Source organism: Leucobacter japonicus, from assembly GCF_001273855.1.
GTDB classification, from domain to species: domain Bacteria; phylum Actinomycetota; class Actinomycetes; order Actinomycetales; family Microbacteriaceae; genus Leucobacter; species Leucobacter japonicus.
In genome coordinates, this window is sequence record NZ_JHBX01000142.1 from 404,718 (window position 1) to 418,124 (window position 13,407).

Consider the following 13,407-nt stretch of genomic DNA (forward strand, 5'->3'; position numbering starts at 1 on the left):
CTACTCGTCGGCATCTGGTGGATCGCCGCACGGCGCCGTCTCGGGCACTCGGGGCGGTCGCCCGGTAGCGTGGAGTCGTGACGCCTGTCGAAGAATCCGAAATGACCGTGGGAGCGTTGGGAGAGCGCGGCGTGCTCGCGCGTGTGCTCGCTCGCTTCACGGGAGCCGAGGCGGCGTCGGTCGGCCCCGGCGACGATTGCGCGGTGGTGGGGCATTCCGGCGACATCGTGGTGACGACCGACACCATGATCGAGGGCCCCGATTTCCGTCTTGCTTGGCACGACGGGTTCGAACTCGGCTGGAAGCTGGCGGCGACCAATCTGTCTGATGTCGCGGCGATGGGCGCGCGGCCGACGGCGCTCACGGTGGCGCTCGCCGTGCCGCACGACACCCCGGTCGTGCTGCTCGAGCGCATCGCGGAGGGGCTCGAAGCTGCGTGCCGCGTGCTCGCGCCGGGGTGCGGGGTGGTCGGCGGTGATCTTGGGCGCGCCCCCGTCGTGACGGCAGCGGTGACCGCGATCGGTGACCTCGACGGACGGGCTCCGGTGCTGCGCGGCGGCGCGTGCCCGGGTGATGTCGTCGCGTACGCGGGGGAGCTCGGTCTTGCGGGTCTCGGCCTGTCGTTGCTCTTCGCGGAGGCAGCCGACAGCGAGGGCAACGCGCACGATCGTGCATTGCCCCAGCTCTGGGCGACGCACCCCGAAGTGCTCGCGGCTCAGCTCGCGCCCACGCCGCCGATTCCACTCGGGGTCGTTGCCTCGCAGTTCGGGGCGACCGCGATGATGGATGTGTCAGATTCGCTGTCGATCGACGCGGAGCGCCTTGCGCGTGCGAGCGGCGTCGGCGTCGATCTCTCAGAGGAGCACCTGCTGGCGTCGTTCGGCGAGCAGCAGGGGGTGCCGGTGCCGCTGACCGCGATGCTCACCGGCGGCGAAGACCACGGTCTTCTGGCGACATTCCCTGCGTCGATTGCGCTTCCGAGCGGGTTCCACCGGATCGGCGTCGTCGTGCCATCTGATGCGAGCGCCAGCCTTCGGCTCGACGGTGAAGCGCTTACTGCGCAGGGGTGGGATCCGTACACCGTGCGACTTCCTGGCGCCGATGCGCCGACAGCCTCTACTGTGGTGCCAGAACGTGCACGCTCAAGGCAGGGGCATAGAGATTCGACCGACGATCGGAGTAGCCATGACTGAGATTCGAGTGACCGGCGCAGCGACGCGATCGCTTCCCGCGGACCAGGCAACCGTGCGAGCATCCGCGCGATTCGCGGATGCATCGCGCGAGAACGTGGTCGCCAGTGCCAGCGCGCTGCAGGATCGCGTGCTCGATCGTCTCCGCGCTGTTGCCGCCGCGGGCGGGGCCGACGCCTATATTGCGGACCCGATCAGCACCTCGAGCAGCTCGTGGTCGGGCGAGGGCGGTGTGCGCGTCGTCGAGCACAGCGCCGCGGTGTCGGTGTCGGTGACGCTGCACGATCCCCAGCGCGCCGGCGAACTCATCGCGGGCCTCATCGAGGACGGCGCCGATGCCGACGCGAGTTGGGAACTCAGCACTGCGCATCGCGCAGCCGTGATCAGCGAGCTTCGAGCCGAGGCGGTCGCTGACGCTCGTGCGGCGGCAGGAGACTACGCGGCGGCGCTCGGCGCACCTGGGGTCGAGATCACTTCAGTCGAAGACGCGAGCGATACGGGGTTCCCCGGCCCGCCTGTCATGCGTATGGCCGCGGCGAAAGATTTTGCGCCCGAGGTCACCGCCCGAGACATTCAGGTGAGCGTGCGCATCGACGTGCGCGCGCAGACCGCGTAGGGCTGATCCTGCACCGGTTTCAATGATCTGAGACGAATCGTGAACGCTCAGGCGCCGGGGTGGCAATACTCGGTATGAGATCCAGTTACGTGCAGAGCGATGCCGAGATCATCGCCAGCGCGCGTGAGCAGCCCGAGGCCTTCACCGAGCTGTACCGGCGACATGCCCCTGCGGTGTTTCGATATGCCATCTCGCGACTCGGCCGTGAGGCCGCTGACGACATCGTGGCGGAGACGTTCCTGGTGGCGTTCGAACGACGCGACACCTACGACGTCGCGGTTCCCGGAGCCCTGCCCTGGGTACTCGGGATCGCCACGCGCCTGATTCGTCGGCGCCGCCGGCAGGAGGCCGATCTGTGGCGTCTCGTCTCCGCAGTGGGCGGCATCGGCGGTGACGGTACCGTGCACTCGGGCCATGACCCCAGTGAGGGGATCGACTCGCGCCTCGACGCGGATACCGCCGTTCGATCAATCGCGGCTACCGTCGCGCGGTTGCCGAAGCGTGACCGCGACGTTTTGATGCTTTCGGCCTGGTCGGAGCTCGACTCCGCGGGCATCGCAACCGCGCTCGGCATTCCGGAGGGCACCGTGCGGTCTCGACTGCATCGTGTCCGGCGCATCCTTCGCACACAACTTGCAGCGGGCGCGGCCCGTGAAGTGGAGAACACTGATGAACAACGCAATGCAGCACGACGAACTGTCGTCCGTGCGCCGAGCGCGTGAACGCGTCGGCGGCGTCGAACCCGGCGACGACGATCTGGTGCGCGGCTTCGCGCGCTTCGAGCGCGATCTCGCTCGGAGCCTCTCGGGTGACGTCGAGTCGTCGACGCGCGTCCGCGCGCGGGCCCGCCGCAAGCGGACGACTTGGGCCGGTATCGGGGTGATCGCGGCCGGAGCTATTGCCGGCGTCACACTCGTGGCAACGCCAGCGCCCGTATTCGGTCCGATCGCTCCGGCCGACACGTCGGCGCAGGCTGCCGAGCTTCTGGGGCGCGCAGCGGATCAGGCACTCGCCGCGGACGCCGAGCTGGCTCCGGGCCAGTACTTGCGTGTCGCCTCTCGCTCCGAGGGAATCGGGTCGTCGTGGAACGTGAATGACTATGTGAACGAGGGGGAGCCGGCGGCGCTGGTGAAGTCTCAGATGGAGGTGGCGACGTATCTCCCCGCTGATCATGACGCGCCTTACACCGTGCGCCAGTCCGCAGACTACGGTCGACAGCTGGTGTACCCCTTAGGCGGCGACCTCGAGCGCCAGGTGCGCGAAGAGTTCGCGGTCGTCGATGACGCGGTGACCGGCCCGTCGGCCGAACCTGCGCCGGGGGCAGAGAACGACGATACCTGGCCGCGTGGAGTCGAGGCGGGTCGGTCGCAGGCCCCGACCGACGTCGACGGATTGCGCGCGTACGTTCTCGGGGAGGCGCGCCAGCGCGAAAACGGTGACTCGCCCATCTCCTCCGAGCAGCGCGCCATTGCTTACGGTGCATGGTCGATCGTGGCAGACCAGAGCCTTCCCGGCGAACTTCGCGCTGCGGCCTATCGCCTGCTCGCCACGGATTCAGAACTCGAGGTCACGTACTTCGCGGGCTACGACGCGACTCAGGAGTGGAACTCTCCCGCGGATTCCACGATCTCGATTGGCGCGGGCACCAGCGTGTCGATTCGAGTTCTGCCCGACGTGGTCACCCAACTGATCTTCGATGATGCGACCGGGCGGCTGATCGGGACGCGCGACGTACTCGAACGCGTCTCTCGCGAGTACCCGGGTTTTGTGCCGGGCGACGTGATCGGCGCGAGTGAGATCAGCACGACGGTCGTGGAGGGGATTCCGGACACCGAGAACTGGGACTAGTGGGTTTCCGTGCGGGCGTGCCGGGAGTTACTCGGCACGCCCCGTGAGCCGGAGCGCCGCCCACAGCTCGGCGCGGGTGTCGGGGGAGTCGAGATCGCTTTGCAACAGCTGGGCCGCGGTCTGTACTCGGGCTTTGAGCGTGTGCCGGTGCAGCCCCAGTTCGGTGGCGGCCGCGCTGGTCTGCCCGTGGTGCGCAAGCCATATGGTGAGCGCTTCCTCAATGCGGTCGTCGTGGCGCTCGTCGTGGTGTCGTACCGGCGCGAGCAGTAGCTGAGCGCGTCGCCGTGCCTCGGGTTGGGCGTCGAGCAGATGCAGCACTCCCTGATGCAGCGCTGGGAGATAGTCGACCGATCCGCCGGCGTCGGTCGCGATGGCTCGATCGAGCGCGAGGTCGGCTTCGGCCGCGGCTTCGTGCAAGCGGGTGAGCGGACCGCGATCGGAGATGCCAGCAGCGAGCTGGTGGGAAGCGAACAGACGCCGGATCGCCGGAAGGTGGCGCACCTCGGCCACCATGAGCGGTGCGCCGTTGAGTGTGGCGGTGAAGAGGCCGGGGCTGCCGGCGTCGAGCGACTGCAGATCTTCGGCGAAGGTGGGGTCGAGGTGATCCGGAACCGCGTAGCGCACCGCCACGACTGGCCCCTGCGGAAACCGCGAGAGCGTGCCGCGCGACAGACGCTCGGCGAGCTCGATCTGGCCGGCGAGCAGGAGCTCCAGGATGGCGTCGCGAAGCGCGGTCTGCGCTGATCGGATGCCGCTGCGGTGCTCCAGCTGCACCGTTGCGAGGGCCGCGACCAGCCCGTGCAGAGCACGCTCCGCGGTGTCAGCGATGCCGCGCTCCTCAATCGCGAGCACGCCGAGCACGTGACCCTGGCGGCCGAGCGCCTGCAACTGCATACCTGTGCCGTCTTCGTTCTCAATGCGGCCGGCGCTCACCCCGCGCTCGATGAGGCGTCGAGACTCGCGACGCACTCCGTCTGCGGGGAACGTGGATCGCTGGGCCTGCGGAGCGAACTCGACAATGCGCCCGAACCGGTCGGTGAGGCACACCCAGCGACCGAGACGGCCCGAGGCCTCGCGAATGGCGGCCCCGAGCCCGTCACGGTGCAGGGACGCATTCGCGACGGCCCGCTGCGACTCGAGCGACCAAATGTCGCGATCCCGGGTCTGCGCATCGAGGAGCCGCGCGGCAGTCTGCACGATCTCGATGAACGCTGTGTCGTAGGGCACGCGGAACAGGGGGAGGTCGAGACGATCGCATGCCGAGACGATCGACGCGGGAACGCGCTCCCAGTGCAGCCCGACGGCGACGCCGAGCGCCGTGACACCGGCGTCGATGAGGCGTTGCACGTACCCCTGGGCGTCGCGAGCGTCGTCGAGCGCGCTGAAGCGGGCGCCGGTCGTCAGCAAGACGGTGCGCGGCGTCAAGAATGGCGCGGGGTCTTCGAGCTCGCTGACATGCACCCACTGCACGGGGCGCGATGCTGCCTCGCGGCTTGAGCCGGCGATCAGTGAGAGCTCGAGTTGGTACTGATGCAGCAGCTCGCCGAGTTGAATCGTGGGGGCGTGCGGCGGGGGAGTCGTGGTCGGAATCCCCGTCGGTGACGCCAGCGAATCGTGTGGTGTTCCGTCGCTCATCATGCCCCTTCACTAGGTCTGCCATGTTGGTGAAACATGGCACCCAACGTCACCATTCTGGCAGATTACGAAACATGGCACAGGGGTTAGGCTGAACCCGCATCACAACGAACCCGTGATTCAGGTCGCGGGCACGTTCCGAAACTCACAAGGAGAATCAGTCATGGCTGAAGTCACCGGCGGCCCCTCGCTTCCGCAGGAGCGCAAGCTCGTCACCAGCATCCCCGGCCCCAAGTCGCAGGAGCTGCTCGCGCGCAAGAACGCCGCAGTCGCTGCCGGCGTCGGCGTCGCGCTTCCCGTCTCCATCGTCGCCGCAGGTGGCGGCGTCATGGTCGACGTCGACGGCAACTCGCTCATTGACCTCGGCTCCGGCATCGCCGTGACCGGTGTCGGCAACTCGGCACCCGCGGTCGTCGAAGCCGTGACGAACCAGGTGCAGCAGTTCACCCACACCTGCTTCACCGTCACCCCCTACGAGGGCTATGTCGCCGTCGCCGAGAAGCTCAACGAGCTCACCCCCGGTGACCACGAGAAGCGCTCGGCGCTGTTCAACTCGGGTGCCGAGGCCGTCGAGAACGCGATCAAGATCGCTCGTCACTTCACCAAGAAGAACGCCGTCGTGGTCTTCGATCACGCGTACCACGGCCGCACGAACCTCACCATGGGCATGACCGCGAAGAACATCCCCTACAAGGACGGCTTCGGCCCCTTCGCTCCCGAGGTCTACCGCGTCCCCACCTCGTACCCCTTCCGCGACGGCCTCTCGGGCGTCGACGCCGCAGCGGTCGCGCTGACGCAGATCGAGAAGCAAGTCGGTGCGGGCAACCTCGCGGCGATCATCATCGAGCCCATCCAGGGTGAGGGCGGCTTCATCGCCCCCGCCGAAGGCTTCTTGCCTGCGCTGCAGGAGTGGGCGACCGCGAACAACGTCGTCTTCATCCTCGATGAGGTGCAGACCGGCTTCGCACGCACCGGCGATCTGTTCGCCGCGAACCACGAGGGCGTCGTCCCTGACCTCGTCACCACCGCAAAGGGCATTGCGGGCGGCCTGCCGCTCTCGGCAGTGACCGGCCGCGCCGACATCATGGACTCGGCACACGCGGGCGGCCTCGGCGGCACCTACGCCGGCAGCCCCATCGCCTGTGCTGCGGCCCTCGCGACCATCGATACCTACGAGCGTGAGAACCTCACCGAGCGCGCCCGCGAGATCAGCGCGATCATCGACGAGTTCTTCAGCGAGCTGCAGAAGTCGGACGATCGTATCGGTGACATCCGCGGCCGCGGCGCGATGAAGGCTGTCGAGCTCGTCGAGTCGGGTTCGCAGAAGCCCGCGGCAGCGCTGACCGGTGCGATCGCGAAGGCAGCCGGCGAGCAGGGCGTCGTGGTGCTCACCTGCGGTACCTACGGCAACGTGATCCGCTTCCTGCCCCCGCTGTCGATCTCCGACGAGCTGCTCCGCGAGGGCCTGCAGGTCGTCGCCGACGCGCTCGCTGCCAACTGATCCGACGATCCCGACTCTCTGAAAGGACATCGAACATGGCTTTGAAGCCCAACGAGCAGGAGCTGCTCGACCGCGTCCAGTCCGGTCTCGGCATCGGCGGCACCTGGGAGCCGTCGTCGTCGGGTGCGACGATCGACGTGCATGACCCCGCCACCGGCGAGGTCATCAAGCAGATCGCCGACGCAACCGTCGAAGACGCTGTGCGCGCACTCGACGCCGCAGTTGAAGCGCAGGAAAAGTGGGCCGCGACGTCGAGCCGCGAACGCTCCAACATCCTGCGCCGCACCTTCGACCTGCTCATGGAGCGCAAGGAAGAGTTCGCACTGCTGATGAGCATGGAAATGGGTAAGCCCATCGCCGAGGCTCGCGGTGAAGTGAACTACGGTGGCGAGTTCCTCCGCTGGTTCTCGGAAGAAGCCGTGCGCGTTCCCGGCGACTACCGCCAGAACCCCGAGGGCACCGGCACGATGATCGTTTCGCAGATGCCCGTGGGTCCCTGCTACTTCATCACACCGTGGAACTTCCCCCTCGCGATGGCGACGCGCAAGATCGCACCGGCACTTGCTGCCGGCTGCACGGTCGTCATCAAGCCCGCCGCGCTCACCCCGCTGACCACGGTCTTCTTCGCGCAGCTGCTCGAAGAGGCCGGCCTGCCGGCAGGCGTGGTCAACGTCGTCGCGACGTCGAAGTCGAGCGCTCAGTCGAGCGCGCTGCTCTCGGACCCGCGTCTGCGCAAGCTTTCGTTCACCGGTTCGACGCCGGTGGGTGTGAAGCTGCTGCAGGCCGCTGCCGAGAACGTGCTGCGCACCTCGATGGAACTCGGCGGCAACGCGCCGTTCGTCGTCTTCGAGGACGCCGATCTGGATAAGGCTGTTGAGGGTGCGATGCTTGCGAAGTTCCGCAACATCGGCCAGGCCTGCACCGCGGCCAACCGCATCATCGTGCACGAGTCGGTTGCCGACGAGTTCGCTCGTCGCGTGGGCGAGAAGGTTGCGGCGATGTCGATCGGTCGTGGCGCCGACGAGGGCAACGACATTGGTGCGCTCGTCGAGGAGAAGGCCGTGACCAACACGGCTCGTCTCGTCGCGGATGCCGTCGAGACCGGTGGCACCATCGTGACCGGTGGCGAGACCGTCGACGGCCCCGGGTTCTTCTTCCAGCCGACCGTGATCGATCACATCAGCCCCCAGGCTGCGATCATGCGCGAGGAGATCTTCGGGCCGGTGCTCGGCATCATCCGTTTCTCCACCGAGGAGGAAGCGGTCGAGATCGCCAACAACACCGAGTACGGTCTCGTGAGCTACGTGTTCACCGAAAACATCGGTCGCGGACACCGCATGATCGAGAAGCTCGAGACCGGCATGATGGGTCTGAACACCGGCCTCGTGTCGAACGCTGCGGCACCGTTCGGTGGCGTGAAGCAGTCGGGCATTGGCCGCGAAGGCGGCTTTGAGGGCATCCACGAGTTCCTCTCGTCGAAGTACACCCTGCTGCCGCGCTCCTAAGCGCTGGTGAGTGCAATGGGCCCGGGATCGCAAGATCTCGGGCCCATTGTGCGTGTGCGGGCGGACGATGCGTTGCCGTCAAGCAGACCGCCTGTCGGCGGCAGAATTCGCGCGAAGCGTTGCTTCGCTATGCAGCGACCGCCTTTCGGCGGCAGAATCTGCGCAACGCCACGCGTTGCCATCAAGCAGACCGCCTGTCGGCGGCAGAACTCGCGCGAAGCGTTGCTTCGCTATGCAGCGAGTTCTGCCCACCACAGCGCGGTCTCGCCGTAACGCTTCTCACGAATCAACTCGATGCCAGCAGGCCATGCCGGCTCGGGGGAGCGCGTGCTGCGTTCGACGAGCACCGCGCCGCCCGGAGCGAGGAGCGGAACGAGCGCCCCCAAGTTCTCGGCGATCTCCTGCTCAGACAGGTCGTACGGAGGGTCGAGGAGTACGACGTCCCACTGCGGTGAAGGATCGCGCTCTGCCGCTGCCGCGACGAAAGCTTGGACCGCCTGGCGAACGACCTCGATGCGCGGAGTCGACTCAGATGCGCGTTCGAAGGCGTTGGCGACGATGCGGCCGTTGCGCTTCGCCACCTCGGCGGCCTGCGGATGCTTCTCGACGAGCGTGACGTCTGCGGCGCCGCGGCTCGCCGCTTCGAGCGCCAAGGCTCCGGATCCTGCGTACAGGTCGAGCACGCGCGTCCCCTCGACGAGATCCCAGGAGCCCAGCGTGGAGAAGATCGCCTCGCGGACGCGATCACTCGTCGGTCGGGTGCCGGCCTTGGGAACCTCGAGCCGCAGGGACCCGGCGACTCCGGCGATGATTCTCGTCACCACACGAGCGTAGCGTGTCGGTGGTCCCCGATACGCTGGAGACATGACCCGCGCCACCCTCGACACGCCCCTCCCGGGTGTCGTCGGCGACCGCACCGCGAAGCCGCTCGCGCAGGCGTTCGGCATGCAGACGGTCGGCGATCTGCTGATGCACTTCCCCCGTCGATACTCGCGGCGCGGTGAGCTGACGCCGTTGAATGGTCTGCCGCTCGGCGAGCAGATCGCCGTGGTGGCGCAGGTGCTCGACGTGCAGCAGCGGCAGATGCAGCGGCGCAATGGCAAGTTGCTGCAGGTGCGCGTCACCGATGGCACCGGCCACCTCACGCTGACCTTCTTCAACCAGGATTGGCGCGCGCGTGAACTGCTTCCCGGCAAGCGCGGGCTCTTCGCGGGCAAGGTGAGCGAGTATCGCGGCAGCCTGCAGTTGCAGCACCCGGTGTATGAGCTGTTCGAGAACCGCGATGACGTTCCCGGTGCCGACCAGCTCGACGAGGCGGCAGCGAAAGCGTGGTCAGAGACTCCGGTGCCGATCTACCCCGCGACCGCGCAGATGCCGACCTGGACGCTGCAGCGCGCCGTTGAATTGGCGCTCGACGCGCTCGGCGACCTCGACGATCCGGTTCCTGAGCACATTCGAGCCGACGAGGGCATCGTCTCACTCGGGCTCGCATTCGAACGCATCCATCGCCCGCAGCACGATGCCGACTGGCGCGGTGCACGCGACAGCTTCCGATTCCGCGAGGCATTCGAATTGCAGCTCGCGCTGCTCGACCGCCGCCGCCGTGCGGGGCTGCAGTCGAGTACGCCCAGGCCCGCGGGCGGGGCGGGCGGGCCACTCGAGCGCTTCGACGCGGCGCTGCCGTTCCAGCTCACCGGCGATCAGCAGCGCGCCGGCGCAACCATCAGCGCCGAGCTCGCCGAGGGGCACCCGATGCATCGCCTCCTGCAGGGCGAGGTCGGCTCGGGCAAGACCCTCGTCGCGCTTCGCGCCATGCTGCAGGTCGCCGAGAGCGATGGCCAGAGCGCATTGCTCGCGCCGACCGAGGTGCTCGCCGCACAGCACTACCGCTCGGTCGTGGACGCCCTCGGCCCCGTGCTGACCGCTGAACTGCAGCCGGTACTGCTCACCGGTCGCATGCCGGTCGCCGAGCGCAAGCGCGTACTCCTCGCGCTGGTCTCCGGTGCGTCGCGCATCGCGATTGGAACGCATGCATTGCTGAGCGAGGGCGTGACGTTCCTGGACCTCGGTTTCATCATTGTCGACGAGCAGCACCGATTCGGCGTCGATCAGCGCGAAGCCCTGCGGCAGAAAGGCGCGCAACCGCATGTGCTCGCGATGACCGCGACGCCGATCCCGCGAACGGTCGCGCTGACCGCGTTCGGCGATCTCGAGGTGACGACGATTCGCGAGCTGCCTCCGGGCCGCCAAGGTATCGAAACGTTCACCGTCCCCGAAATCGAGATGCCGGCACGTGCCGCGCGCGTCTGGGCGCGCTCGGCTGAAGATCTGGCCGCAGGGCGTCAGATTTACGTCGTCTGCCCCGCGATCGCTCCGGGTGAGGTGGAAGACGGCCTCGATGACGCGGCTGACATCGACGGAGACGTCCCAGGCGGTGCGCCGCGTCTCGCGAGCGTTGCTGAAACCGTCGAAGAGTTGCGTGCGCAGCCGGCTTTCGCGCGTGCGGGGGTCGAAGGTCTCCACGGGGGCATGTCCTCCGACGAGAAAGACCGGGTCATGCGCGCCTTTGCCGCGGGCGAGGTCGGGGTGCTGGTCGCGACCACCGTCATCGAGGTGGGCGTGAATGTGCCGAACGCCTCCATCATGATCGTGCGCGACGCCGATCGATTCGGCATTTCGCAGTTGCATCAGTTGCGCGGTCGCGTCGGCCGCGGGGAGCACGCCGGTCTGTGTCTGCTGATGACGCGTGCCGAAACCGGCACCGTCGCGCGTGAGCGCATTGACGCCGTTGCGGCGACGACCGACGGCTTCGCCCTCGCCGAGGTCGACCTCGAACTCCGTCGTGAGGGCGACATTCTGGGCACCGCGCAATCGGGTGGGCGTTCGACGCTGCGTCTGCTCCGCGTCGCCGAGCACGGCCCACTGATCGCGCACGCCCGCGAGATCGCTGCAGCGTTGCTCGCGACAGACCCCGAGCTGACGAGTGCTCCCGGACTTGCCGCACTCATCGCTCGAGATCACGAGGCCGGCGTGCTCGACAACCTCGCGAAATCGTAGGCTCGGCGATCCCGCGCACCCGACGGTACTCAGGTACCACCCACAATCGCACCGCGGATCGATGCATCGACTGAGAATCCCGCCTACCGTGGAACCATCGCCCCACTGCGGCACATGCCGCATCGCCCACGGAGAAACGGAGACGCCATGATCGAAGCACGTGGACTGACCAAGCACTACGGCACGAAGACCGCGGTGCACGACGTGAGTTTCAACATCAAGCCGGGCCAGGTGACCGGGTTTCTCGGGCCGAACGGCGCGGGCAAGTCGACGAGCATGCGACTGATGGTCGGGCTGGATCGCCCCACCGCCGGCACCGTCACCGTCAACGGCGCACGCTACTCCGACGCGCAGGCGCCCATCGCCGAGGTCGGTGCACTGCTCGACGCGAAGGGCGTGCACCCCGGCCGCAGCGCGCGCAGCCACCTGCGTGCCCTCGCCGCGACGCACGGCATCTCGGATCGTCGCGTCGACGCCGTGCTCGAGCAGACCGGCCTCGCCGCGGTGGCGAATCGCCGCGTCGGGGGCTTCTCGCTCGGCATGGGGCAGCGACTCGGCATCGCGGCGGCGCTGCTCGGCGATCCGCAGGTGCTGATCCTTGACGAACCCGTCAACGGGCTCGACCCCGACGGCGTGCTGTGGGTGCGCCAGCTGCTGCGCCACCTGGCCTCCGAGGGGCGCACGGTGCTGCTGTCGAGCCACCTGATGAGCGAGATGTCGCAGACCGCCGATCACGTCATCGTGCTCGGGCGGGGTCGGGTGGTCGCCGATGCGCCGATCGCTGAATTCGTCTCGGGCGGGCGCACCACGCGCGTCACGGTGCGCAGCCCCCACGCGGCACGGCTCGCGTCGCTCCTCATGGAAGCGCACCGCGACGGCGCAGCACTCGAACCGCTCGGCGATGAAGGGTTCACGGCAAGCGGTTTCACCGCCGCAGAGATCGGCGACCTGGCTGCCTCGCAGGGCCTCGCGCTTCACGAACTCAGCCCGGTCGCCGCGAGCTTGGAAGATGCGTATCTCGAGCTCACCCGCGGCGAAGTCGAGTACGCCACCGCATAGCGCGGGCGATTCGCACCCCACACACCGACCGTATTCACCGCACCAGCGAAGAATCGAGACTCTCATGACCTCCTCCATCGTCATCGATGCCGGCTCGGCATCGACGCCTCACCAGACCCCACAGCACGGCACCCGTCACACCCGCGACCGCGTCGCCCGCCCCGTCAGTTTTGGCGGCGTGCTGAAATCCGAGCGCATCAAACTCACCTCGCTGCGGAGCATCAAGATCACGCTCATCATTACGGTGCTGTTCGGGATCGCCTTGAGCGCAGCCATCGCGTTCTTCTTCAGCAACGAACTCCGCAACACCTCGACTGACGGCGCGCCGTCGTTCTTGACGGCGGATGCCGCGGGCCTGCAGAGCTATCTCCTCATCATCGCCACGTTCGCGACCCCATTCCTGGCGCTCGTCTTCGGGGTGCTCGGCGTCTTCGCGATCTCGAGCGAGTATTCCAGCGGCATGATCCTCTCCACGCTCACGGCGGTGCCGAAGCGCACGCCGGTGTTCTTCGGCAAAGCGCTCGTGCTCGCGGCGGTTGCAGCGATCGGCGCACTCGTCTTGGTCGGCGGCAGCCTCGCGGTGGCGGTGCTGTGCTACCCGAGCGCCGCGGCTCAACTCGGGAGCGGCATCGTCATCTCGGGTGCGCTCGGCACGATCGCCTACCTCGTGCTGATCTCGCTCTTCGCCTATGGAGTCGCTGCGCTGCTGCGGTCGACGGCCGGCGGTATCGCGGTCGTCGCCGGCGTGACCTTCGTACTGCCGATCGCGTTCCAGCTGCTCGGGATGACCGGCTGGGAGTGGGTTGCCGCCATCACGCCGTACCTGCCGGCACAGCTCGGGTCGCTGCTCTCCCAGGGAGTCGTCGAGGTCAGCACTGGCCCGAACTTCTGGGTGGCGCTTGCCGCGATGGTTGGCTGGGTCGCTGTCGTCGTGCTTCCGGCTGCGGTGCTCTTCAAGCGCCGCGACGCACGCTGAGCGTCGCGGTGGTGCAGTCG

Annotated in this window: 11 protein-coding genes; 9 read left to right on the forward strand and 2 right to left on the reverse strand. The window is 67.8% G+C overall.

Annotated elements, in window-relative coordinates; all coding sequences use genetic code 11:
• The first annotated feature begins 101 nt into the window (after positions 1-101).
• The 4 genes from thiL (at position 102) to AMS67_RS16045 (ending at position 3,654) form a co-directional block, all read left to right on the forward strand.
• Positions 102-1,193, forward strand: a complete 1,092-nt coding sequence (gene thiL / locus AMS67_RS16030) for a thiamine-phosphate kinase (protein ID WP_082305567.1) — start codon at positions 102-104, stop codon at positions 1,191-1,193.
• Positions 1,186-1,806 carry an SIMPL domain-containing protein gene (locus AMS67_RS16035; protein ID WP_053388229.1) on the forward strand — a complete coding sequence of 207 codons (621 nt, stop codon included), beginning with the start codon at positions 1,186-1,188 and terminating at the stop codon, positions 1,804-1,806. The genes thiL and AMS67_RS16035 overlap by 8 nt, the downstream gene beginning before the upstream one ends.
• Positions 1,807-1,880: 74 nt before the next feature.
• Positions 1,881-2,528: an RNA polymerase sigma factor gene (locus AMS67_RS16040; protein ID WP_075201456.1), complete on the forward strand. Its 648-nt coding sequence runs from the start codon at positions 1,881-1,883 to the stop codon at positions 2,526-2,528.
• Positions 2,476-3,654 (forward strand): hypothetical protein, encoded by a 1,179-nt coding sequence (locus AMS67_RS16045; protein ID WP_156316705.1) that lies wholly within the window; start codon positions 2,476-2,478, stop codon positions 3,652-3,654. Before AMS67_RS16040 ends, AMS67_RS16045 begins: the two co-directional genes overlap by 53 nt.
• Positions 3,655-3,681: 27 nt before the next feature.
• Here AMS67_RS16045 and AMS67_RS16050 read toward each other — a convergent pair whose 3' ends face one another.
• A complete protein-coding gene (locus AMS67_RS16050) occupies positions 3,682-5,289 on the reverse strand; it encodes a PucR family transcriptional regulator (RefSeq protein ID WP_053388355.1) in 1,608 nt (535 codons plus the stop codon).
• A 163-nt stretch (positions 5,290-5,452) separates the two neighbouring features.
• Between AMS67_RS16050 and gabT the strand changes: the two genes are divergently transcribed.
• Positions 5,453-6,790, forward strand: coding sequence for a 4-aminobutyrate--2-oxoglutarate transaminase (gene gabT, locus AMS67_RS16055; RefSeq protein WP_156316706.1), 1,338 nt, complete (start codon positions 5,453-5,455; stop codon positions 6,788-6,790).
• Between the two features lie 35 nt (positions 6,791-6,825).
• Entirely contained in the window at positions 6,826-8,295 is a 1,470-nt protein-coding gene (locus AMS67_RS16060; RefSeq protein ID WP_053353235.1) for an NAD-dependent succinate-semialdehyde dehydrogenase, read from the forward strand.
• A 230-nt stretch (positions 8,296-8,525) separates the two neighbouring features.
• Here AMS67_RS16060 and rsmD read toward each other — a convergent pair whose 3' ends face one another.
• Positions 8,526-9,116, reverse strand: a complete 591-nt coding sequence (gene rsmD / locus AMS67_RS16065; RefSeq protein WP_053388356.1) for a 16S rRNA (guanine(966)-N(2))-methyltransferase RsmD — start codon at positions 9,114-9,116, stop codon at positions 8,526-8,528.
• Between the two features lie 43 nt (positions 9,117-9,159).
• Here rsmD and AMS67_RS16070 point away from each other — a divergent pair, with 43 nt between their 5' ends.
• The 3 genes from AMS67_RS16070 to AMS67_RS16080 all read left to right on the forward strand — a co-directional run bounded on the left by AMS67_RS16070 (position 9,160) and on the right by AMS67_RS16080 (position 13,387).
• Positions 9,160-11,352, forward strand: a complete 2,193-nt coding sequence (locus AMS67_RS16070; RefSeq protein ID WP_053388232.1) for an ATP-dependent DNA helicase RecG — start codon at positions 9,160-9,162, stop codon at positions 11,350-11,352.
• 147 nt (positions 11,353-11,499) lie between these two features.
• The gene (locus AMS67_RS16075) at positions 11,500-12,411 is read left to right on the forward strand and encodes an ABC transporter ATP-binding protein (RefSeq protein WP_053388233.1); all 912 of its coding nucleotides are present in this window, start codon (positions 11,500-11,502) and stop codon (positions 12,409-12,411) included.
• A 64-nt stretch (positions 12,412-12,475) separates the two neighbouring features.
• Positions 12,476-13,387, forward strand: coding sequence for an ABC transporter permease subunit (locus AMS67_RS16080; RefSeq protein ID WP_053388234.1), 912 nt, complete (start codon positions 12,476-12,478; stop codon positions 13,385-13,387).
• Positions 13,388-13,407 lie beyond the last annotated feature (20 nt).